Origin of the sequence: Pseudomonas sp. FP2294 (genome assembly GCF_030687625.1) — a bacterium.
GTDB classification, from domain to species: domain Bacteria; phylum Pseudomonadota; class Gammaproteobacteria; order Pseudomonadales; family Pseudomonadaceae; genus Aquipseudomonas; species Aquipseudomonas shahriarae.
In genome coordinates this window covers 5,347,388-5,370,183 of sequence record NZ_CP117441.1, presented here as the reverse complement: position 1 = coordinate 5,370,183, position 22,796 = coordinate 5,347,388, and the positions used below count along the sequence as shown (strand labels likewise).

The 22,796-nt window shown below is 61.8% G+C and carries 22 protein-coding genes; 11 read left to right on the top strand and 11 right to left on the bottom strand.

What is annotated here, in order from left to right; all coding sequences use genetic code 11:
• Positions 1-10: 10 nt before the first annotated feature.
• The 5 genes from PSH73_RS24245 (at position 11) to fdhA (ending at position 6,490) form a co-directional block, all read left to right on the top strand.
• The gene (locus PSH73_RS24245; protein WP_057440270.1) at positions 11-313 is read left to right on the top strand and encodes a sarcosine oxidase subunit delta; all 303 of its coding nucleotides are present in this window, start codon (positions 11-13) and stop codon (positions 311-313) included.
• Entirely contained in the window at positions 310-3,327 is a 3,018-nt protein-coding gene (locus PSH73_RS24240; protein ID WP_305461497.1) for a sarcosine oxidase subunit alpha, read from the top strand. The genes PSH73_RS24245 and PSH73_RS24240 overlap by 4 nt, the downstream gene beginning before the upstream one ends.
• 125 nt (positions 3,328-3,452) lie before the next feature.
• Positions 3,453-4,085: a sarcosine oxidase subunit gamma gene (locus PSH73_RS24235; RefSeq protein ID WP_057440271.1), complete on the top strand. Its 633-nt coding sequence runs from the start codon at positions 3,453-3,455 to the stop codon at positions 4,083-4,085.
• 165 nt (positions 4,086-4,250) lie between these two features.
• Positions 4,251-5,108, top strand: coding sequence for a formyltetrahydrofolate deformylase (gene purU / locus PSH73_RS24230; protein ID WP_057960830.1), 858 nt, complete (start codon positions 4,251-4,253; stop codon positions 5,106-5,108).
• 182 nt (positions 5,109-5,290) lie between these two features.
• A complete protein-coding gene (gene fdhA / locus PSH73_RS24225; RefSeq protein WP_032858631.1) occupies positions 5,291-6,490 on the top strand; it encodes a formaldehyde dehydrogenase, glutathione-independent in 1,200 nt (399 codons plus the stop codon).
• 62 nt (positions 6,491-6,552) lie between these two features.
• On the opposite strand, the gene PSH73_RS24220 is transcribed toward fdhA, so the two are convergent.
• Positions 6,553-7,011, bottom strand: coding sequence for an anti-sigma factor domain-containing protein (locus PSH73_RS24220; protein ID WP_057440273.1), 459 nt, complete (start codon positions 7,009-7,011; stop codon positions 6,553-6,555).
• A 182-nt stretch (positions 7,012-7,193) separates the two neighbouring features.
• On the opposite strand from PSH73_RS24220, the gene PSH73_RS24215 reads away from it, so the two are divergent.
• Positions 7,194-7,763: a DUF2780 domain-containing protein gene (locus PSH73_RS24215; protein ID WP_057960829.1), complete on the top strand. Its 570-nt coding sequence runs from the start codon at positions 7,194-7,196 to the stop codon at positions 7,761-7,763.
• 141 nt (positions 7,764-7,904) lie between these two features.
• The gene (locus tag PSH73_RS24210; protein WP_057960828.1) at positions 7,905-8,150 is read left to right on the top strand and encodes a hypothetical protein; all 246 of its coding nucleotides are present in this window, start codon (positions 7,905-7,907) and stop codon (positions 8,148-8,150) included.
• A gap of 41 nt (positions 8,151-8,191) precedes the next feature.
• Here PSH73_RS24210 and PSH73_RS24205 read toward each other — a convergent pair whose 3' ends face one another.
• Positions 8,192-9,070, bottom strand: coding sequence for an acyltransferase (locus tag PSH73_RS24205; protein ID WP_057960827.1), 879 nt, complete (start codon positions 9,068-9,070; stop codon positions 8,192-8,194).
• Between the two features lie 176 nt (positions 9,071-9,246).
• Here PSH73_RS24205 and PSH73_RS24200 point away from each other — a divergent pair, with 176 nt between their 5' ends.
• The 4 genes from PSH73_RS24200 to creD are packed head-to-tail and all read left to right on the top strand — an operon-like array spanning position 9,247 to position 13,332.
• Positions 9,247-9,747 (top strand): ATP-dependent zinc protease, encoded by a 501-nt coding sequence (locus PSH73_RS24200; protein ID WP_057960826.1) that lies wholly within the window; start codon positions 9,247-9,249, stop codon positions 9,745-9,747.
• Between the two features lie 58 nt (positions 9,748-9,805).
• Positions 9,806-10,483, top strand: coding sequence for a two-component system response regulator CreB (creB, locus tag PSH73_RS24195; RefSeq protein ID WP_057440276.1), 678 nt, complete (start codon positions 9,806-9,808; stop codon positions 10,481-10,483).
• Positions 10,483-11,922, top strand: coding sequence for a two-component system sensor histidine kinase CreC (creC, locus tag PSH73_RS24190; RefSeq protein ID WP_115129161.1), 1,440 nt, complete (start codon positions 10,483-10,485; stop codon positions 11,920-11,922). The genes creB and creC overlap by 1 nt, the downstream gene beginning before the upstream one ends.
• Before the next feature lie 51 nt (positions 11,923-11,973).
• Positions 11,974-13,332: a cell envelope integrity protein CreD gene (gene creD / locus PSH73_RS24185; RefSeq protein WP_057440277.1), complete on the top strand. Its 1,359-nt coding sequence runs from the start codon at positions 11,974-11,976 to the stop codon at positions 13,330-13,332.
• 170 nt (positions 13,333-13,502) lie between these two features.
• Here the strand turns inward: creD and PSH73_RS24180 are convergent, their stop codons facing one another.
• The 9 genes from PSH73_RS24180 to PSH73_RS24140 form a co-directional block, all read right to left on the bottom strand.
• Positions 13,503-14,132, bottom strand: a complete 630-nt coding sequence (locus PSH73_RS24180; RefSeq protein ID WP_057440279.1) for a glutathione S-transferase — start codon at positions 14,130-14,132, stop codon at positions 13,503-13,505.
• Positions 14,133-14,296: 164 nt separating this feature from the next.
• The gene (locus PSH73_RS24175) at positions 14,297-14,476 is read right to left on the bottom strand and encodes a hypothetical protein (protein ID WP_057440280.1); all 180 of its coding nucleotides are present in this window, start codon (positions 14,474-14,476) and stop codon (positions 14,297-14,299) included.
• Positions 14,473-15,576 (bottom strand): PepSY domain-containing protein, encoded by a 1,104-nt coding sequence (locus tag PSH73_RS24170; RefSeq protein WP_169990375.1) that lies wholly within the window; start codon positions 15,574-15,576, stop codon positions 14,473-14,475. Before PSH73_RS24170 ends, PSH73_RS24175 begins: the two co-directional genes overlap by 4 nt.
• A gap of 64 nt (positions 15,577-15,640) precedes the next feature.
• Positions 15,641-18,079 carry a TonB-dependent siderophore receptor gene (locus PSH73_RS24165; RefSeq protein ID WP_198792494.1) on the bottom strand — a complete coding sequence of 813 codons (2,439 nt, stop codon included), beginning with the start codon at positions 18,077-18,079 and terminating at the stop codon, positions 15,641-15,643.
• A 27-nt stretch (positions 18,080-18,106) separates the two neighbouring features.
• On the bottom strand, positions 18,107-18,319 hold the full coding sequence (locus tag PSH73_RS24160; RefSeq protein ID WP_305461493.1) for a hypothetical protein: 213 nt from the start codon (positions 18,317-18,319) through the stop codon (positions 18,107-18,109).
• On the bottom strand, positions 18,316-19,311 hold the full coding sequence (locus tag PSH73_RS24155; RefSeq protein ID WP_305461491.1) for a FecR domain-containing protein: 996 nt from the start codon (positions 19,309-19,311) through the stop codon (positions 18,316-18,318). The genes PSH73_RS24160 and PSH73_RS24155 overlap by 4 nt, the downstream gene beginning before the upstream one ends.
• A complete protein-coding gene (locus PSH73_RS24150; RefSeq protein ID WP_057440283.1) occupies positions 19,308-19,826 on the bottom strand; it encodes an RNA polymerase sigma factor in 519 nt (172 codons plus the stop codon). The genes PSH73_RS24155 and PSH73_RS24150 overlap by 4 nt, the downstream gene beginning before the upstream one ends.
• Before the next feature lie 204 nt (positions 19,827-20,030).
• The gene (locus PSH73_RS24145; protein ID WP_120734256.1) at positions 20,031-20,738 is read right to left on the bottom strand and encodes a PolC-type DNA polymerase III; all 708 of its coding nucleotides are present in this window, start codon (positions 20,736-20,738) and stop codon (positions 20,031-20,033) included.
• Positions 20,735-22,657 carry a putative nucleotidyltransferase substrate binding domain-containing protein gene (locus PSH73_RS24140; protein ID WP_057440285.1) on the bottom strand — a complete coding sequence of 641 codons (1,923 nt, stop codon included), beginning with the start codon at positions 22,655-22,657 and terminating at the stop codon, positions 20,735-20,737. The genes PSH73_RS24145 and PSH73_RS24140 overlap by 4 nt, the downstream gene beginning before the upstream one ends.
• Between the last annotated feature and the right edge of the window lie 139 nt (positions 22,658-22,796).

The window sequence follows — 22,796 nt, the reverse complement described above, 5'->3', positions numbered from 1 at the left end:
GAAATTCCCTATGTTGCATATCTTCTGTCCTCACTGTGGCGAACTGCGCTCCGAAGAGGAATTCCATGCCTCCGGCCAAGCGCATATCCCGCGCCCGCTGGACCCGAATGCCTGCACCGATGAAGAGTGGGGCGACTACATGTTCTTCCGCGATAACCCCCGTGGCCTGCACCACGAACTGTGGATCCATGCCGCCGGTTGCCGCCAGTACTTCAACGCGACCCGCGACACCCTGACCTACGAAATTCTTGAAACCTACAAGATCGGTACCCAGCCGCAATTCACCGCCAAGGCTTCTGGAGAGAAGGTATGAGCCAGATCAATCGCCTGTCCAACGGTGGCCGCATCGACCGTAATAAAGTCCTGACGTTTACCTTCAACGGCCAGAGCTACAAAGGCTTTGAAGGCGACACCCTGGCTGCCGCCTTGCTGGCCAACGGTGTGGATATCATCGGCCGCAGCTTCAAGTACTCGCGTCCGCGCGGCATCTTCGCCGCCGGCGCCGAAGAGCCGAACGCGGTGCTGCAGATCGGTGCCACCGAAGCCACGCAAATCCCTAACGTGCGCGCCACGCAACAGGCGCTGTACCAGGGCCTGGTCGCCACCAGCACCAACGGCTGGCCGAGCGTGAACAACGACATGATGGGCATTCTCGGCAAGGTCGGCGGCAAGCTGATGCCGCCGGGTTTCTACTACAAAACCTTCATGTACCCGCAATCGTTCTGGATGACCTACGAGAAGTACATCCGCAAGGCCGCCGGGCTTGGCCGCTCGCCGACCGAGAACGATCCGGACACCTACGACTACATGAACCGCCATTGCGACGTGCTGATCGTCGGCGCCGGCCCTGCCGGCCTGGCAGCGGCCCTGGCCGCTGCGCGCAGTGGCGCGCGGGTGATCATCGCTGATGAGCAGGAAGAGTTCGGCGGGTCGTTGCTCGATTCGCGCGAAAACCTCGACGGCAAGCCGGCGACCGAATGGGTCGCCAGTGTGATCGCCGAGCTCAAGGCCCTGCCAGACGTGGTGCTGCTGCCTCGCGCTACCGTCAATGGTTACCACGACCATAACTTCCTGACCATCCATGAGCGCCTCACCGATCACCTCGGTGACCGTGCGCCGATTGGCGTGGTGCGCCAGCGTATTCACCGTGTGCGTGCCAAGCGTGTGGTGCTGGCGACCGGCGCGTGTGAGCGTCCACTGGTGTACGGCAACAACGATGTGCCGGGCAATATGCTCGCCGGTGCAGTTTCGACCTACGTGCGCCGTTACGGCGTGGCGCCGGGTAAAAAACTGCTGCTGTCGACCAACAACGATCACGCTTACCGTGTGGCGCTGGATTGGTTCGACGCTGGCCTCACCGTGGTCGCGGTGGCCGATGCACGCCACAACCCACGCGGCGCGCTGTTGGAAGAAGCGCGCGCCAAAGGCATTCGCATCCTCACCGGCAGTGCCGTGATCGAAGCCCGTGGCAGTAAGCATGTGACCGGCGCCCGTGTGGCCGCCATCGACGTCAAAGCACATAAGGTCACCAGCCCCGGCGAGTGGCTGGACTGCGACCTGGTGGCCAGCTCCGGCGGCTATAGCCCGGTGGTGCACTTGGCTTCGCACCTGGGCGGCAAGCCGACCTGGCGTGAAGATATCCTCGGTTTTGTACCGGGCGAAGCGCCGCAGAAACGTGTGTGCGTGGGGGGGATCAACGGTGTCTACGGCTTGGGTGACTCCCTGGCCGATGGCTTTGAAGGCGGCGTGCGCGCGGCCAGCGAGGCTGGGTTTGCTCCGGTGGAAGGTACGCTGCCCAAGGCCCTGACGCGCTTGGAAGAGCCGACCCTGGCCCTGTTCCAGGTGCCTCACGAAAAAGCCACTGCACGGGCGCCCAAGCAATTTGTCGACCTGCAGAACGACGTCACCGCCGCCGCCATCGAACTGGCGACCCGCGAAGGGTTCGAGTCGGTGGAGCACGTCAAGCGCTACACCGCGCTGGGCTTCGGCACCGACCAGGGCAAGCTGGGCAACGTCAACGGCCTGGCCATCGCGGCCCGCTCGCTGAACGTGACCATCCCGCAGATGGGCACCACCATGTTCCGCCCCAACTACACGCCGGTAACCTTCGGCGCGGTAGCGGGCCGGCACTGTGGGCACATCTTCGAGCCGGTGCGCTACACCGCGCTGCAAGCCTGGCACGTGAAAAACGGCGCCGAGTTTGAAGATGTCGGCCAGTGGAAACGCCCGTGGTACTTCCCGCGCAACGGTGAAGACCTGCATGCGGCAGTCAAGCGCGAATGCCTGGCCGTGCGCGACAGCGTCGGCCTGCTGGACGCTTCGACCCTGGGTAAAATCGACATTCAAGGCCCGGATGCCCGCGAGTTCCTCAACCGCATCTACAGCAACGCCTGGACCAAGCTCGACGTGGGCAAGGCGCGCTACGGCCTGATGTGCAAGGAAGACGGCATGGTCTTCGACGACGGCGTGACCGCCTGCCTTGCCGACAACCACTTCCTGATGACCACCACCACTGGCGGCGCCGCCCGCGTGCTGCAGTGGCTGGAAATCTACCAGCAGACCGAGTGGCCGGACCTCAAGGTGTACTTCACCTCGGTCACCGACCACTGGGCGACCATGACCTTGTCCGGGCCCAACAGTCGCAAGCTGTTGAGCGAAGTCACCGATATCGACCTGGACAAGGACGGCTTCCCGTTCATGACCTGGAAAGAAGGTTTGGTGGGCGGCGTGCCGGCGCGGGTGTTCCGTATCTCGTTTACCGGTGAGCTGTCCTATGAAGTCAACGTGCAGGCCGACTACGCCATGGGCGTGCTGGAACAGATTGTCGAGGCTGGCAAACAGTACAACCTGACCCCGTATGGCACCGAGACCATGCACGTACTGCGGGCCGAGAAGGGCTTCATTATCGTCGGCCAGGACACCGACGGCTCGATGACCCCGGACGACCTCAACATGGGCTGGTGTGTGGGCCGCACCAAACCGTTCTCGTGGATCGGCTGGCGCGGGATGAACCGCGAAGACTGCGTGCGTGAAGAGCGCAAGCAACTGGTGGGCCTGAAGCCGATTGACCCGAAAGTGTGGCTGCCTGAGGGCGCGCAGCTGGTGTTCGATCCGAAGCAGAGCATCCCGATGAAGATGGTCGGCCACGTGACCTCCAGCTATGCGCACAACTCCCTCGGCTATTCGTTTGCGATGGCGGTGGTCAAGGGCGGCTTGAAGCGTATGGGCGAGCGGGTGTTCTCACCGCAGGCGGATGGCAGTGTGATCGAAGCGGAGATTGTGTCTTCGGTGTTCTTTGACCCGAAAGGCGAGCGCCAGAACATCTGATAGACCGAGGTGCGGCCTTCGCGAGCAAGCCCGCTCCCACTGGGGAAATGCATTCCGAAATGTGGGAGCGAGCTTGCTCGCGATGGCGGCAGAAGCCGCACAACAGAATTCAAGAAAGGTGCTTTATGACCGCAGCCAATGTGTACCAACAACGCCCCACCACCGGCGCCAAGGCCGAGTCGTCGCTGCACCATGCCGACCTCGCCAGCCTGGTCGGCAAGGGGCGCAAGAACGCCGGCGTGATCGTGCGTGAAAAGAAACTCCTCGGCCACCTGACCCTGCGCGGCGATGGCCACGATGCCGCGTTCGCCGCCGGCGTGCACAAGGCCCTGGGCATCGAACTGCCGGGTGCCCTGAGCGTGATCGTCAAAGGTGAAACCAGCCTGCAATGGCTCGGCCCGGATGAATGGTTGCTGATCGTGCCGAGCGGTGAGGAATTTGCCGCCGAGCAAAACCTGCGCGCGGCCCTGGGGGATTTGCATATCCAGATCGTCAACGTCAGCGGCGGCCAGCAGATCCTCGAACTGAGTGGCCCGAACGTGCGCGATGTGCTGATGAAATCCACCAGCTACGACGTGCACCCCGACAATTTCCCGGTGGGCAAGGCCGTGGGCACGGTGTTCGCCAAGTCGCAACTGGTGATCCGCCATACCGCCGAAGACACCTGGGAACTGCTGATTCGTCGCAGCTTCTCGGACTATTGGTGGTTGTGGCTGCAGGACGCCTCGGCCGAATACGGCCTGAGTGTCCAAGCCTGAGCAGATGGGCTGTTGTGGCGAGGGGGGCTTGCCCCCGTTGGAGCGCGCAGCGGTCCCGGTAAGGTCACTGCAGTTTTTCTGAAAGAACCGAGTGGCTGATTTCAGGGCTGCTTCGCAGCCCAACGGGGGCAAGCCCCCTCGCCACAAAGGCCTGAGGATTCAAGTATGAGCCGCGCACCCGATACATGGATTTTGACCGCCGACTGCCCCAGCGTGCTCGGCACGGTGGACGCGGTCACCCGCTATCTGTTTGAGCAGGGCTGCTACGTCACCGAGCACCATTCGTTCGATGACCGCCTCTCCGGGCGCTTTTTTATCCGTGTGGAATTCCGCCAGCCCGACGACTTTGACGAGCAAGGTTTCCGCGATGGCCTGGCCACCCGCGGCGAAGCCTTTGGCATGATCTTCGAGCTGACGGCGCCGAACTACCGGCCAAAAGTGGTGATCATGGTGTCCAAGGCCGATCACTGCCTCAACGATCTGTTGTACCGCCAACGCATCGGCCAATTGTCGATGGACGTGGTCGCAGTGGTGTCCAATCACCCCGATCTCAAGCCATTGGCCGACTGGCACCAGATTCCTTACTACCATTTCCCCCTCGACCCCAATGACAAACCGTCCCAAGAGCGCCAGGTGTGGCAAGTGATTGAAGAGACGGGGGCCGAACTGGTGATCCTTGCGCGCTACATGCAAGTGCTGTCGCCGGAGCTGTGCCGCAAGTTGGATGGCAAGGCGATCAATATCCATCACTCATTGCTGCCGGGGTTCAAGGGCGCCAAGCCGTATCACCAGGCATACAACAAAGGGGTGAAGTTGGTTGGCGCCACTGCGCATTACATCAATAACGACCTGGACGAAGGCCCGATCATCGCCCAGGGCGTGGAAGTGGTGGATCACAGCCACTATCCCGAGGACCTGATTGCCAAGGGGCGGGATATCGAGGGACTGACATTGGCGCGGGCGGTGGGGTACCACATTGAGCGACGGGTGTTCTTGAACGCCAATAGAACGGTGGTGCTCTGACTGACGCCATCGCAGGCAAGCCAGCTCCCACCGGGTGATATGTGAACCCTGTGGGAGCGGACTTGCCCGCGATGAGGCCCTCACAAACAACGCAAAAACAGCATCTGTAACCCGAGCACTCAAACGCGCTGCCCATCCAAAGGGGCAACGCAGTTCCATAAAAACAACAGCGAGGTGAAAGCATGTCTGGTAATCGTGGTGTCGTGTATCTCGGCAACGGTCAGGTCGAAGTACAGAAAATCGACTATCCCAAAATGCAGGACCCCCGTGGCAGGAAGATTGAACACGGCGTTATCCTGCGCGTGGTCTCCACCAATATCTGCGGCTCCGACCAACACATGGTGCGCGGCCGTACCACCGCCCAGACCGGCCTGGTGCTCGGTCACGAAATCACCGGCGAGGTGATCGAGAAGGGCAGCGACGTCGAGAACCTGAAACTCGGCGACCTGGTGTCTGTGCCGTTCAACGTTGCTTGCGGCCGCTGCCGCTCCTGCAAGGAACAACACACCGGCGTATGCCTGACCGTCAACCCGGCCCGTGCCGGTGGTGCCTACGGCTACGTGGACATGGGCGACTGGACCGGCGGCCAGGCCGAGTACGTGCTGGTGCCCTACGCCGACTTCAACCTGCTGAAACTGCCGGATCGCGACAAGGCCATGGAGAAAATCCGTGACCTGACCTGCCTCTCCGACATCCTGCCCACCGGCTACCACGGCGCCGTCACTGCGGGCGTTGGCCCTGGCAGCACCGTGTACATCGCCGGCGCCGGTCCCGTAGGCCTGGCCGCTGCCGCTTCCGCACGCTTGCTGGGGGCGGCGGTGGTGATCATCGGTGACGTCAACCCGATCCGCCTGGCCCACGCCAAGGCCCAGGGCTTTGAAATCGCCGACCTGTCCACCGACACCCCGCTACACGAGCAAATCGCCGCGCTGCTTGGCGAGCCGGAAGTGGACAGCGCCGTTGACTGCGTGGGCTTTGAAGCCCGCGGCCATGGCCATGACGGCGTCAAGGCCGAAGCCCCGGCCACGGTGCTCAACTCACTGATGGGCGTGGTGCGTGTGGCGGGCAAGATCGGTATTCCCGGCCTGTACGTCACTGAAGATCCAGGGGCGGTGGATGCCGCCGCAAAAATGGGCAGCCTGAGCATTCGTTTCGGTCTGGGCTGGGCCAAGTCTCACAGCTTCCACACCGGCCAGACCCCGGTGATGAAGTACAACCGCCAGTTGATGCAGGCGATCATGTGGGACCGCATCAACATTGCGGAGATCGTGGGTGTGCAGGTGATCAGCCTGGACGACGCGCCGCGTGGTTATGGCGAGTTCGATGCAGGTGTGCCGAAGAAGTTTGTGATTGATCCGCACAAGCTGTTCAGCGCGGCTTAACAGCAACAACCAATCGCCAATGTGGGAGCTGGCCCCCACATTGGCGATTGGGTGTCTGGGGATCAGCGGATCGCCAGCGCACCCTGGTACACCATCGGGCCGGTAGGCTGCTTGCTCACCGAGCCACCCTTGGTTTCCGAACTGACCATCAATTCCACCGGCTGGCTGATAGTTTCCTGCTGACGTGGGTTGAGGCCGATGATGCCTTTGCCATCCTCCGGCAACAGGCCCAAAGACACCGGCGTGCCGCCTGCAGGCAGGGCCCACAGTTCGAGGCTGCGGTCCGGTTCCGGCGCAGTGGCCGCAATCGGTTGGACTTCCAGGTAATCCTTGTGCGCCATGATTTGCGCCGCCGGCTGTTGGGTGCTGCTGACCAGGGTCGCTGCAGACTTGACGCTGTCCTGGGTGTAGAGCGCGCCGCCGATACCGGCAACCACCACCACGCAGACGCCGATGAACAGGCGCGGGCGGGTCCAGAATGAGGGCTTGTGCTCGATCACTGGGGGTTGGGACGCAGTCATAAGGCTCTTCCTGACAAGTTTTGTAGTGTGTTGATTGACCCTGTGGCTGGCGATGGGTTCCTAGTGGCAGTTTGATGGTGTCGGTTTTTGGGGCTTTTCTGAACAAATCTGTGAGCTGGAACAACCGGTGGGATGCTGGGTCAAACGGCTGCTTTAGCTCCTACATTTACGAGGTTGTCTCGATGAAGATTTCACGCGGTTTTGCCCTGTCCTGCCTCCTGACCGTGGCGGCCAGCCCGGTATTTGCAGCAGGCTTCAGCCTGGGTGATGTGGCCAACGCCGTTGCTGGCGCCCAGGGCACCAACAAGGCCGCCGCCTCTGCGCCGAGCGCACAAACCGCAGGTTTGCTGGGGGCGTTGACCAAACAGTTGAATGTCACCCCGGAGCAGGCCGTCGGTGGCACCGGTGCGATGTTGGGCCTGGCCAAGAACCAACTCAGCAGCACTGATTATTCGCAGTTGGGCAAAAGCGTGCCGGGCCTGGATAAGCTGTCGGGTGGCAACGCTTTGGGCAGCCTTGGCGCCTTGAGCGGCATGCTCGGCCAAACCGGTGGCAGCAAGACCAGCGGCCTCGATGGCCTGTTGGGGAACGTCAAGGACGCCAACGACCTGAACACTGCGTTCAGCGCCTTGGGCATGGACAGCGGCATGATCGGCCAGTTTGCCCCGGTGATCCTGCAGTACCTGGGTGGCCAGGGTGCCGACAGTTCAGTACTGGGCAAGCTAGCCGGCATCTGGGGGGCGGGGAGCTGAAAAACACCTCGGTGTGAAGTCATCCAGGGAACTGAGCGGTCGGCTCTAACCACTGATCTACACCCGCCTGGAACTCGGCCTTCTCCTCCCCCAGCGAGGGGGCTCCAGACCGGGTGTCGTTCCCTTTAAGGAGATCTTCCAATGAGCGAATCAACAATATCGCGCAATTCATTCCCGGTATTTGGGAAACCCCCGGTCGACTACAGCAAGATGACCAGGGAGGAGTTCGAGAAGGCTGCAGGCATGAAGTTCATGTCTTACGATGAAATGATCAACGGCAATAAGCCTGATTCGGAAACGGGTCGTGTCTCCGGCGGCGCGGACGCCTCCGGGAGCGTTGCCGGTGTGGGTTTTAGTGCCGGTGCCGGGGCATCGATCAAGTTTTAAATGAACCAGCCTGCCAGGTGGCCGTCACGGGCTGCGACGAGTCACCTGATAAGCTCATCAAGGCGCGCATCCTTCTCCAGCCAGAGCTGGTTGACCCAGTTCTGGACGCTCTGGCGAAACGCCGGATCATTCTCGTAATCCCCCTGCCACAACGCCGGATCCAGCTCGCGGGTGCGGATATCAACAATCACCCGGGGCACCGCGCCGCTGATCAAATCCCAGAATCCTGGAATCCTGTCCTGTGGATAGACCACGGTCACGTCGAGGATCGCATCCAACTGCTCGCCCATGGCCGCCAGTACAAATGCCACGCCACCGGCCTTGGGCTTGAGCAGGCGAGTGAACGGTGAGTTCTGCTGGGCCCGCTTGGCTTCGGTAAAGCGCGTGCCTTCCAGGTAGTTGACCACCGTCACCGGCTGGCGCTTGAACAGCTCGCAGGCCTGTTTGGTGATCTTCAGGTCCTGGCCCGCCAGTTCCGGATGCTTGGCCAGGAATGCCTTGGTGTAGCGCTTCATGAACGGGTAATCCAGGGCCCACCAGGCCAGGCCCAGGAACGGCACCCAGATCAGCTCCTTTTTCAGGAAGAATTTGAAAAATGGCGTGCGCCGGTTGAGGGTCTGGATCAGCGCCGGGATATCCACCCAGGATTGATGGTTGCTGATCACCAGGTACGAGGTATCGACCCTCAGCCCGGTATCGCCGCGAATATCCCATTGGGTGGGGATACACAGGGCAAAGATCAGCTTGTCGATCTCGGCCCAGGTCTCGGCAATCCACATCACGGCCCGGGAGGCATAGTCCCGTGACCGCCCGGGCGCCACCAGCTTGAGCAGGGCGAAGACCATCAGCGGGCCGATCAGGATCAGCGTGTTGAGTAACAGCAGCAGTGTGACGAAACAGCCGGTGAGCAGGCGGCGCATAAGGAACTCTTGCAAACGGTTGGACGGGCCATGATAAGCAGCTTGAGTCTAGAGGCCAAATCGCAATTGACCTGACGAATGTTTCACTTTGTGTTGCGTATGCTGGGTAACGATCCAACTTCGGGCTGTGTTTGCAGTCTAGTATTGGCCTACTTACCTTCAAGGAAACCTCCTACGTGAAATCCCTCCTTGCCCTGTTAGCCGTGGTTGCCCTGCCCGTGATGGCCGCCGAGCCGACCCTGTACGGGCGCTACGAATATATCCAGTTGCCGGAAATCGGCGAGACCTTCAAGGCCAAGATGGACACCGGCGCGCTGACCGCCTCGCTGTCGGCCCGCGACATCCAGACCTTCACCCGCGATGGCGAGGACTGGGTGCGGTTCCGTCTCAGTGGCAAGGATGTGAGCAACAAGGTCTATGAACACAAAGTGGCGCGCATCAGCAAGATCAAGAACCGCGCCGACGAAGACGAAGACAAGGAAGACAGCGGCGTGGCCAAGCGCCCGGTGGTGGAGCTGGAAATGTGCCTGGGCAACGTCAAGCGCACGGTGGAGGTCAACCTCACCGACCGCAGCAGCTTCAACTACCCGCTGCTGATCGGCGCCAAGGCGCTGCGCGAGTTCGGCGCTGCGGTGAACCCGGCCCGGCGCTACACCGCCGACAAACCTGACTGCTGATTGACGCCGCACAAGGCATGGGGCACCGTTCACCTTTAGCTCCCAGTGCTCGGACGCCATGCCCCATATCCTGATTGTCGAAGACGAAGCGGCGATAGCCGATACGCTGATTTTTGCCCTGCAGGGCGAAGGCTTCACCACCACCTGGCTGACCCTCGGCCAGGCCGCGCTGGAGCATCAGCGGCAGACCCCGGCAGACATGCTGATCCTCGACATCGGCCTGCCGGACATCAGCGGCTTTGAAACCTGCAAGCAACTGCGCCGCTTCAGCGAAGTGCCGGTGATGTTTCTCAGTGCCCGCGACGGCGAGATCGACCGCGTGGTGGGCCTGGAAATCGGCGCCGACGACTATGTGGTCAAACCCTTCAGCCCACGGGAAGTGGCGGCGCGGGTCAAGGCGATCCTCAAGCGCGTGGCACCGGTGGCAGTGCCGGCCAGCGGCGGGCTGTTCCAGGTGGACCACGAGCGGGTGCAGATCCAGTATCGCGGCCAGTTGCTGGGCCTGACTCGCCATGAATTCCGCCTGCTCAATTGCCTGCTGGAACAGCCCGAACGGGTGTTCAGTCGCGAGCAGTTGCTGGATGCGGTCGGCGTGGCCGCCGATGCCGGCTACGAGCGCAATATCGACAGCCATATCAAAAGCCTGCGCAGCAAGCTGCGGGGCGTGGTTGCCGAGGCCGAGCCGATCCAGACCCATCGCGGCCTGGGCTACAGCTACAGCCCGAGCCACGCCTGATGCGCCTGGGGCTGCGGATTTTCCTGGTGTATGCGCTGTTTATCGGCCTGACCGGCTACTTTGTGCTCAACACCGTCATGAAGGAAATCCGCCCCGGCGTGCGCCAGTCCACCGAAGAAACCCTGGTGGACACCGCCAACCTGCTGGCGGAAATCCTGCGTGACGATGTGAAGAACGGCACCCTTGGCCAAAGCCACTGGCCCACCGTGCTCAAGGCCTACGGCGAGCGCCAGCCGGGGGCAACCATCTGGGGCCTGGCGAAAAACCAGGTCAACCACCGCATCTATGTGACGGACGCCAAGGGTGTCGTGTTACTGGATTCCAGCGGTACGGCAGTGGGCCAGGACTACTCGAAATGGAACGATGTGTACCTGACCCTGCGCGGTGAGTACGGCGCCCGCTCGACCCGCAGCGATGCCGATGACCCGGCGTCCTCGGTGATGCACGTGGGCGCGCCGATCCGCGATAACGGGCAGATCATAGGCGTGGTTACGGTGGCCAAGCCCAACAGCTCGCTGCAGCCTTATGTCGACCGTACCGAGCGCCGTCTGCTGTGGTACGGCGCCGGTCTGGTGGCGCTGGGCTTGCTGTTGGGGGCCCTGTTGTCCTGGTGGTTGAGCGCGGCGCTACGGCGCCTGACCACCTATGCCCAGGCGGTCAGCGAAGGGCGTCGCGCCGAGTTGCCGCATTATCGTGGCGGCGAGTTGGCGCAGTTATCCACCGCTGTGGAGCACATGCGCACGCAACTGGAAGGCAAGGCCTATGTCGAGCGTTATGTGCACACCCTGACCCACGAACTGAAAAGCCCGTTGGCGGCGATTCGCGGTGCGGCGGAACTGTTGCAGGGGGAAATGACAGTCGCCCAGCAGCAGCGGTTCGTCGGCAATATCGCCAGTGAAAGCGCGCGCTTGCAGCAGTTGATCGAACGCCTGCTGAACCTGGCCCAGGTCGAGCAGCGCCAGGGCTTGGAGCAGCAGATTTCGGTACCGTTGGCCGCCTTGGTCGATGAGGTCCTCAAGGCGCAATGCGCGCGGATCGAGCAGGCCGGGTTGCAGGTCGAACGTCTGATCGAAGCCGACGTAAAGCTGTTTGGCGAGCCGTTTCTGCTGCGTCAGGCCCTGGGCAATCTGCTGGAAAATGCCCTGGACTTTACCCCGCCCGGCGGCACGCTGCGTTTCAGCGCCCAGGTGCGGCACCATGCTGTGGATGTGCGCCTGTTCAACCAGGCCGAACCGATCCCCGAATACGCCCTGCCACGCCTGAGCGAGCGTTTCTATTCCCTGCCGCGTCCGGTCAGTGGCCGCAAAAGCACCGGCCTGGGCCTGAACTTTGTCGAAGAAGTGATGAAGCTGCACGGCGGCTCCTTGCAGATCGGCAACGTGCCGGGTGGCGTGGAAGTGGTGCTGCATCTCCACACAGTCTCCACATTGCCCTCATAAATCCCCCACAGGCCGCCGCCAGACTCTCCCCATCAAAACAGGGAGAGACCCATGAACCGCAGCCTGCTATTCAAACTGGGCGCCATCGCGCTGCTGATCCTGCTATTGCTGATTCCGTTGCTGATGATCAACGGCATCATCAACGAGCGCCAGGAACTGCGCGACGGCGTCGTGATGGACATTGCCCGCAGCTCCAGCTACAGCCAGCAGGTCAGCGGGCCATTGATGGTGGTGCCGTTTCGCAAGACCGTGCGTGAGTGGAAGCTCAACGAAAAACTCAACAAACGCTATGAAGTGCTCAGTGAAGAACAGGGCCGCCTGTACTTCCTGCCGGAGCAGTTCGAGCTCGATGGGCAGGTGCAAACCGAACTGCGGGCGCGAGGAATCTACCAGGCGCGACTGTTCCATGCCGACAACCGCATCAGCGGCCGCTTTGTGCTGCCGGCGCAAATGGGCATCAAGGAGGACTTTGCCGATTACAAGTTTGGCCAGGCATTTTTGGCGGTCGGTATCAGCGATATCCGCGGCATTGAAAACGCCCTGAAACTGGAGCTGGGCAGCCAGCGCCTGGAGTTTGCCCCGGGCACCCAAGTGAGCTTTCTCGGCGCTGGCGTACACGTGATGTTGCCGACCCAGGACAGTAAGAACCCCGCGCCGCTGGATTTTGCCTTCGACCTGCGCCTGCAGGGTACCGAGCAACTGCAGGTACTGCCGGTGGGCAAGACCAGCAAGGTCAAGCTGGCCTCCAACTGGCCCCATCCGAGCTTTGTCGGCAACTTCCTGCCGGCGCAGCGTGAGATCAACGACCAAGGCTTCAGCGCCAACTGGCAGACCTCGTTCTTCTCCACCAACCTTGAGGAATCGTTGTACGGCTGTGTGGTTGGCAGTCGCTGCGAGGACTTCAACGAACGCAGCTTTGGCGTGAACTTTATCGACCCGGTGGACCAGTACCTCAAGAGCGATCGCGCGATCAAATATGCGCTGCTGTTCATCGCCCTGACGTTCGCCGGTTTCTTCCTGTTTGAAGTGCTCAAGAGCCTGGCGGTGCACCCGATCCAGTATGCGTTGGTGGGGGTGGCCCTGGCGTTTTTCTACTTGCTGTTGCTGTCGTTGTCCGAGCATATCGGCTTTGCCCTGGCGTACCTGATCTCGGCCAGTGCCTGTGTGTTGTTGATCGGTTTTTACGTGTGCCATGTGCTGCGCAGCGTGGCCCATGGGCTGGGGTTTTCGACGGGGTTGGCGGCCCTGTATGGCTTGCTGTACGGGTTGTTGAGTGCCGAGGACTACGCGCTGTTGATGGGCTCGCTGTTGCTGTTCGGGCTGCTGGGTACGGTGATGGTGCTGACACGCAAACTGGACTGGTATGGGGTGGGCAAGCGTAAGGCGGCCGAGTTGGAGGTGATGCAATGATCGGGCTACGGGAGGATCAGCGGGAGAAGGCACAACTGGTGGGAAAAATTAACGCGCTGTTTCCGGAGTGGCGCGACACCTTTGTGGCTAATGGCCTTGTTGTGGCGAGGAGGCTTGCCCCCTCGCCACAACAAGCCTCGCTCGCCACCCATAACGGGTTGCTACAGGAATCAGGCCGGCGGCTGGGTCGCCAACATTGACGGCCGCTGACTGACCTCGGCGTACCAGGCGGCCAGTTTGGGATTGCTTGAACGCCACTGCAGGTCGGGGTGGCGGAAGTCCACATACGCCAGGGCGCAGGCGACGCTGATCGCGGCGATGTCGAAATGGCTGGCCAGTTCAGCGATAGCGTCCTGTTCCAATTCGGCCAGGGCGCGGCGGATTTTGTTGCGCTGCTCCTGCAGCCAGCTATCCCAGTGTTTGTCGGCCGGGCGCATGGCGGTTTCATAGCGTACCAATACGGCCGCGTCCATGATCCCGTCGGCCATCGAGGCCAGGGTCAGGCGACGCCAGCGGGCCGAGCCGTCCCGGGGGATCAGCGGGTTGCCGACATGCTGGTGGTCGAAGTAGTCGAGGATCACCCGGCTGTCGTGCAACACATTGCCATCGGCCAGGCGCAGGGCCGGGATCTTGCCCAGCGGGTTGCCCTCGTTCAACGCGGTGATCGGGTTGACCGGCGTGACCAGTACAGTCTCCAGGACAACGCGGTCTTGCTGGCCGGTTTCGTGGAGCAGCACCAGGACTTTGCGGACAAACGGCGAGGCAGGGTTGTGGAACAAGGTCATGCTGGGCGCGAACATGGGCAATCCTCGGAAAGGGTCGGCCATAGACTAGACAGTTGCGAGGTGACTGGCGAGGGGGATCTTGGTTGTTTTTGCGGGCCTCATCGCAGGCAAGCCAGCTCCCACATTTTGATGTGTGAACACTGCCAACTGTGGCAGTTGGCTTGCCTGCGATGGCGCCCTTACGGCCGCCGCAGCAACCCCCAGACACCGATTACCGACGGGATCCCCAGTCCAATCCAGCTCAGGGAATCCCAACCCCCATCCCCCAGCAACGCCGCAAACAGTCCGGCAGCACTGAGCAGCCCGATCCCCAGCGGCACCCCGAACACCTTCCAGAAATTCGATTGCCTTGGCCTCATGACTTGGCCGCCTTGCGCCGCACCAGCCATAGGTATACGCCGCTGCCCAGCACGATGATGGTCAGCACATCCAGCACCGCCCAGAGGATTTTCATCGGCATGCCGCCATAGTCGCCAAAGTGCAGGGGCTGGGACATGCCCATGGCGTCCATGTACCACGGCCGCCCGGCCACGGCGGTGACGCTCAGGTCGCTGGCGTCGATCAGCACCGGGGTCAGCAGGTGCGAGGTCAGGTGCGTGCTGCCTTTCATAAACACTGCGTAATGGTGCTCGCTGGAAAAGCGCGTACCGGGGAACGCAATAAAGTCTGGGGTCATGCCCGGCGCGGCCTGCTCAGCAATCTTCAGCAGGTCGGTGGCCGGCGCCCGCGAGGTCAGCGGTGGCGCGTTCTTATAGGGTTCGATCATCGCGGTGAGGCTGTCACTGCGCCATGCGGCGATGATCAAGTCGGCACTGGCGCTGATCACCCCGGTGACGCCCACCACCAGGGCCCAGGTCAGGGTGACGACGCCGATCAGGTTATGCAGGTCCAGCCAGCGCAGGCGCGTGGACTTGTCCTGGCGCACCGTGGCGAACTTCAAGCGCCGCATAAAGGGCAGGTACAACACCGTGCCGGAAACAATCGCCAGCACAAACAGCACGCCCATAAAGGCCAGCAGCAACTTGCCCGGCAGGCCGGCGAACATATCCACATGTAGGCGCAGCAGGAACATCGTCAAGCCGCCATTGGCCGACGGCATCTCCACGCTTTCCCCGGTGCGCGCATCGAGCATAAAGGTGTGGGACGAATTGGGCTCGGTGCCGGCGGTGGCCGCCATGATCGCAACCACCCCGTTCTTGTCGTCCTCATCCCAGGCCAGGTACTGCATGGCTTCGCCCGGGCGATGGGCCTGGGCCTTGGACACCAGTTGCTCAAGGTTGAGCTGCGAAGTATCGGCCGGCATCTGCTTGAGCTCGGGTTCGTTGCCCAGCAGGTGATCGATCTCGTGGTGAAAGATCAACGGCAAGCCGGTCAGCGCCAGCATCAGCAGGAACACGGTGCAGATCAGGCTGGTCCAGGTGTGGATGAAGGACCAGCGGCGGATGGTTGTGCTTTTCATCACGGCTCCAAAAGGCAGAAGGGCCGCCATTGAGGCGGCCCTTCATCTGCGGTTTTTAACCGTCTTAGAATTTGTAGTTCACGCTGGCGACGACGTTACGTTGGTCGCCGTAGTAGCAGTAGAAACCATCGCAGGTGGCGAGGTAGTCCTTGTTGAAGATGTTCTTGGCATCGACCGCCACGGTGACACCTTTCAGAGAGCTGCTTACGCGGCCGAGATCGTAATGGGCTGAGGCGTCGTACACCGTATAGGAGCCCACATGGCCCCAGTCGGTATTGGCAGCGTTGCCGTAGGTATCGCCGACATAACGCACGCCTGCACCAACGCCAAAGCCGTCGAGCGGACCGCTGTGCCAGGTGTAGTCAGCCCAGGCGGTGGCTTGGTTACGAGGTACCTGATTCATGCGGTTGCCTTTTTCTCCGGCAGCGCCCTTGGTGATTTCGCTGTCGTTATAGGTGTACGAGCCTACGAGCTTGAGGCTTTCGGTGACGTCGGCGCTGGCTTCCAGCTCCAGGCCGCGCACACGTACCTCGCCCACTTGGCGAGTGATACCGCCCTCAGTCACTGAAGTGTTTGTCTGTGTTAGATCGAAGACGGCTGCGGTCAATAGAGCCTTGGTACCAGGTGGCTGGTATTTGATTCCTGCTTCGTACTGTTTGCCTTTGGTGGGTTTGAATGCACCAGTGCTGAGTACTTGTGTCCCCGAGCCCGCTTGGAACGATTCTGCGTAGGAGAGGTATGGAGTGACGCCATTGTCGAACACATAGCTTAGTGCCGCGTTACCGCTGAAGTTTTTGTCACGCTGGGTGTTGGTGGCGTCGTTCTGGTTGTGGAACGTGGTGCCGGTGTGCACCCAGTCTTCACGCCCGCCGAGAGTCAGGCGCCAGTTGTCGAGAGCCATTTGATCCTGTACGTACAGGCCGGTTTGCTGGGTCTTTTGGGTGTAGTCATACATGGTGAAGTATTGGACTTTGGAGAAGTCCTGCCCATACACCGGTCGATTGAAGTTGATGGTTGGAACACCGGCGGAACCCCATAACCAGCGCGCATCGGCATCAGAGCGCTGGTGGTCCAGGCCCAGCAGCAAGGTGTGGCTTACCGCACCGGTCTGGAAGTCGGCCTGGAAGTTGTTGTCGATGGCAAACTGCCCGATGTTTTCATCGACTTTGCCGGCTGAGCGTCTCACGTTGCCATCGGCGTCTACGGCCAACTCAGGCCCGTTTGGCCAAAAACTGCCACCTGCAGTGATGCCCTGGAACGACAGGTCATTTTTGGTATAGCGCAGGTTTTGGCGGAACTGCCAGGTGTCGTTCAGACGAGTTTCAAAGGCATAGCCGAGCGCATAGTAAGTGCGGTCGTAGAATTCCCAGTCCGGATCACCGAGGTTCTTGTGGTGGGAGATTTTGCCGGCAGGCGAAGACAATTTGGTGCCCTGTAGCGGCAAGAACTGACCAGTGATCCCGGTGTCATCGCGGGTGAACTGCGAGAGCAGGGTCAGCTTGGTGTCGTCGTTGATGTTCCATGTCAGGCTGGGCGCGACGTTGTAGCGTTTGTCAGGGATGTGATCGACCGCTGTATCGCTGTCACGCACTACGCCACCGATACGGTAGAGGAATTGTCCCTCGTCATCGATTTTCCCGGTGCTGTCGAAGTTGATCTGCTTGTGATTATTGGTGCCGGTTTGTACCTCGACCTCGTGACTGCTTTCAGCTTGTGGGCGACGGCTGACCATATCCAGCAACCCACCGGGAGGCGTCTGGCCGTAGACGGACGAAGCCGGACCGCGCAGTACGGCGATACGCTCCAGGCTCCAAGTGTCGACTTTTGGCGTGGCATAGTTGCCCTTAGGCAAAGGCAGGCCGTCGAGGAATTGGGTCGGTACAAAACCGCGTACCAGTAACCAATCGCTGCGCGAGTCAGAACCATAGCCGCTGCTCTGCACCCCAGCGGTATAGCGCAGCGCGTCGTTGAGGTTGAGAACTGAGCGGTCTTCCATTTGTTTACGGGTGATCACTGTCACGGAGCGCGGCAATTCGGCAATCGGCGTATCAGTCTTGCTCCCCGCCGCCGTCCGCGTAGCAACATAACCCTCCACCGGCCCCCACGCGCTCTCGTAATTCCCCTGCCCGGTGATATTGGTCTCCGGCAGCGACACCACACCCTCTGGAATCGCCACCAGGGTGTAGGTGCCTGCGCTGCTCTGCTCCAACTGCAACCCCGTCCCACGCAGGGCCTCGCGCAGTGCGCCCGGTGCATCGAACTGGCCCTTGACCGGGGCCGAGGTCTTGCCGGCGGCTAGTGCCGGGCTGAGGGTCAGGGGGAGGCCGGCCTGGCTGGCGATCTGGTTCAGGGTGCTGGCCAATGGCGCAGCCGGCAGGTTGTAGGCGCGCACACTGGATGCCTGTTCGGCGGCGAACAGCGAGGTGCTGGTCAGCGGGGCGCTGAGGGCGATGGCCACGGCTAGCAGGCTGGGGCGCAACAAGGTGTCTAATGTGCGGGACATAGGGCGGCTCCGGAATGGAAATATTTCTCAATTGCCTAGGTGCCGGACGAGAATCAAAAAGTGATAGGGCCAAGTGAAAATAAATCTGTGAATGCTCACGCGCTCTTCGTAGCTTTTGCAGTCGGCGAAGCGATTGAGGTTGAGCGCACCGGCCACCCCGCAGCGCAGTCGGCATTCAGTGGCCAGCGCCTCGGCAGTGGGGGCGCAGAGGGCTTTGTTTTCGACATTGCCTTTATTCAATTATTGCTAACGGAACCGTCTGGCACGGGCCTGGCGGCCACGTTAATCCACCACGGCGTATGTTGCTCGATCTGCACCGGCAGGGTCGGCAGCAGCGCGTTAAGCGCCAGCGTGGTGTCGTGCAGCGGGAAGCTGCCGGTGATGCGCAGGTCGGCGACGTTTTTATCCACACCCAGGTAGCCGGTGCGGTAGCGCGCCAGTTCCTCGACCACATCCCCCAGCCGCGCGTTGTCCACCACCAGCATGCCGCGGGTCCAGGCGTCGGCGCCGGGGGTTACGGCCAGCGACGGGCCGAGGCTGTTACGGCGCATCAGCACTTGCTGGCCTTCCTTGAACACCTGCTCCTGGTGCAACGCCTCGGGCTGCGCCGCAACCGCCGACTGCAACACGCTGAGCCGCGTGCCATCGTCCTCGCGCTTGACGATAAACCGCGTACCCAGGGCGCGCAGGCTGCCGTCGCGGGTCTCGACAACAAAGGGGCGCCCATCGTTGTGCCCGGTTTCGACGAAGATCTCACCTTCCTGCAGCACGATTACTCGGCGCTTTTCGTCAAAACGCACGTCAATGGCGCTGTGGGTGTTGAGGTTGATCAGGGTGCCATCTGCCAGTTTCAGCGTGCGCTGTTCACCGGTGGCGGTGCGTTGGTCGGCCAGCCAGTAGTTGATCGGCACGTAGCGCTGGCCGGCGAACACCGCCAGGCTGCAGACCAGCACCACACTGGCCAGGCCGCTGCCGAGCTTGCGCACCCGTTGCCGAATGCCTTCGCGCGATTGCAGCAGCGCCGCCCGTGCCGGGCCGCTGGCCACGCTGAAGCGCTGGTCGAGCATGCCCAGTTGGCGCCAGGCGCGGGCGTGTTCTTCGCTGCTGGCCAGCCATTTGTTGAATGCTTCATGCTCCACGGCGCTGCTGTCCCCGGAGTCCAGGGACAGTTGCCAGGCAATCGCCGCATCCAGCACCCGTGCGCTGACCGGTCTGGAACTGACCTGGCTCACAACGGCTGGCCATACAGGGCGATGTAGCACTGGCGAATCCCCTGGGCCAGATATTGCCGTACCCGGGGCACCGACACGCCGAGGCGCTGGGCGATTTCGGCGTGGCCCAGGCCGTCCAGGCGGTTATAGAGGAACGCGGCGCGGGCCTTGCTGGACAGCTTGCCGAGCAAGCGGTCGATGGCTTTGAGGTCTTCGAGGATCAGGTGCTGTTCTTCCGGGGAAGGCTGTTCGCTTTCCGGGATCAGCATCAGTTCGGTGAGGTAGGCCTGTTCCAGCGCGGCGCGGCGAAAGTAGTCGAACAACAGGCCCTTGGCGACAGCCACCAGAAACGCCCGGGGTTCGCGGGGTTCACGCAGTTCTTCACGGCCCAGCAGGCGCATGAAGGTGTCCTGGCTCAGGTCCTCGGCACGACTGGGGCAGGCCACGTTGCGCCGCAGCCACGCCAGCAGCCAGCCGCGATGGTCACGGTACAACGTGCCAACAAGCTCACTGTGGGGACTTTGGGCTGACGACAAGGCATCACCAATCGAGATGTTTAAACTAACGAGAATTATTCGCGATTGTGGCAGAGGTGGCGGATGGGTGCAATTGGCGTTGGTCGGGCGGGACGGATGTTGCTGAGGGGGCTTGCTCCCGTTTCAGGGCCGCTTCGCGCCCCAACGGGAGCAAGCCCCCTCGCCACAGGTTACCGATTGCCTCTCTTAACTGAACGGCAGCCGTTAGAAGGAAGGGGCTTGTTTGCGACGTTTCCACTGGCTCAGGCGTTGTTGCAACGCGGCAGGACTGTCCAGCCCTTGCTGGCGGGCACGGCTGAATAGAATCAACATCAATTCTGCGGTGGCCAGGGCATCGGCGCTGGCGTGATGGCGTTCGCCCACTTGCAGGTTGAAATGGGCAATCCAGTCATCCAGGCCGGCTTCGCGGATATGCGCCTGGGGGCACAGCATGGGCGCCAGGTCTGCCACGTCGAGGAACGGATGGGTCAGGCGATAACCCAGGCTGTCCTTGAGCGCTCGGCCAAGCATGTGCTGGTCGAATGGTGCGTGGAACGCCAGCAGCGGGCTGTCGCCGACAAAGTCCATGAAGTCCAGTAACGCCTCGGCTGGATCGCATCCGGCAGCAATCGCACTGGGGCCCAGGCCATGGATCAGCACGCTGGGGCTGATTTTGTTGTCGGCCCGTTGCAGGGTACGTTCGAACTGCTGGGAAAAGTCGACCGCGCCGTCTTCGATCACCACCGCGCCAATCGACAGCACCTGGTCACGATTGAGGTTCAGGCCGCTGGTTTCCAGGTCCAGTACCACCCAGCGCTGCTCGCGCAGACTGTGTTCGCCGAGTGCCTTGGGGGCAGCCAGTTGTTGCAGGCGCGCCTGTTGCTGGGCATTCAGGCCTGGCCGGGCAGGGCGCAGCCAACTGAACAGACTCACAGCTGATACCTCAGGGCCAGGCTGCTTTGCAGGCGTTGGGCCTGGCGCAGGGACTCACGCAGGATGCGCCGGTCCAGGTGGTTGAGGCTGTCGGGGTCGACCCGGTTGGAGTAGGGCTGGTTCTCGCGGGTTTGCAACTGGTGCTGCTGCATGCGGGTTTGCTGGATAAAGTGGTAGGCCTCTTCATAGGCCGCGCCGTCCAGGCGTTCGATCACCTCTTTATCCACCAACTGACGCAAGCGCTCCAGGGTGTTGTTGGTGGCGATGCCATTGGCCAGGGCCAGCAGGCGGGCACCGTCGACGAAAGGCGTGAGGCCCTGCACCTTGAGGTCGAGGGTGGCCTTGTCCGAGCCTTTACGCGTCAGCACGAAGTCACGGAAGCGCCCCACCGGCGGACGCTGGCGCAAGGCGTTCTCGGCCATCATCCGTTGGAACAGGCGATTGTCCGCCACTTGCTCAAGCATGCCCTGGCGCAGTTGCTCGCAGCCTTGCTCATCGCCCCACACCACCCGCAGGTCGAAATAGATGCTGGACTTGAGCAGGTTCTCTGGCGTCGCTTCGCGGATAAATGCGGCAAAGCGCCGGGCCCATTCGGCACGGGACAGGCACAGCTCGGGGTTGCCGGCCATGATATTGCCCTTGCACAGGGTGAAACCGCACAGCGCCAGGCTTTGATTGATCTGCTGCGCCAGGGGCAACAGCAGGCCACGAATCTCGGCGGCGTGGGCGGCATCGCGGGCATCGAACAGGATGCCGTTGTCCTGGTCGGTGTGCAGCGTCTGCTCACGGCGGCCTTCGCTGCCAAAACACAGCCAACTGAATGGCACGCCGGGGTCGCCCTTGTCTGCGATGCTCAGCTCGATGACCCGGCATACCGTGTGATCGTTGAGCAGGGTGATGATATGGGTGATCTGGGTCGAGGACGCGCCGTGGGCCAGCATGCGCTCCACCAACTGGCTGATCTCGCCACGGATCGCCACCAGGTTTTCCACCCGTGGTGCATTGCGGATGGTGCGTGCCAGGTGGACCAGGTCAACCCGTTGCAGGGAAAACAGATCGCGCTCGGACACCACCCCACACAGGCGCCGATCCTTGACCAGGCACACATGGGCTATATGCCGTTCGGTCATGGCAATCGCCGCGTCGAAGGCGCTGTGATCCGGGCTGAGGAAGAAGGGCGCCTGGGTCATATGCTGTTCGATGGCCTGGGTGAAATCGCTGGTGCCTTCGGCCACGACATGGCGCAGGTCACGCAGGGTGAAAATCCCCAGGGGCGCCTTGTGTTCATCGACCACCACAATGCTGCCGACCTGCTGCTCATGCATCAGTGTGACCGCCTCACGCAGCGGCGTCCGCGGGCTGCAGGTCACGGGGTGACGCATGGCCAGCTCGCCCAGGCGGGTGTTCAGCGAATACTGGGTGCCGAGGGTTTCCACGGCCTTTTGCTGGACTTGCTGGTTGACCTGGTCCAACAGGCTGCTGACCCCACGCAAGGCAAAGTCGCGAAACGGTCCGGACAGGGCAAACAACTTGATAAACGCCGGCTTGTTCAATTGCAGGCAGAACGTGTCTTCGGCGGCCTTGTGCTCAGTTCGCGTCGCCCGTTCCCCCAGTAGCGCGGCCAGGGGGAAGCATTCGCCGGTGGTGATTTCGAAGGTGGTTTGCGCCGAATCCGGCCGCTCGCCGATCACCCGCCCCTGTTTGACGATGTAGAAGTGCTCCACAGGGCCTGCCGACGGTTTGAGAATGCTCTCGCCGGGGCCGTAGAAGCGCAACTGGCACTGCTCCACCAGAAACGCCAGGTGGGCGTTTTCCATCTGATTGAACGGAGGGAAGCGTTGCAGGAATTGCAGGGTGCCGTGAATGTTCTGCAATACCGCAGTTTTCCCTGCCTGGGTGAAAGCATCAGCTTTACTCATAACCATGACCGCAGTTTTTTTGTCGTTATCGTCCCTCATGGTCGACCCCCACGCGGCGGGTGCCCATTGGACGTAAGTCTAGGTAGCTATCCGGCCTTCAATGACTAGGGAAAAACCTTACATGAATATCGTCCAGACC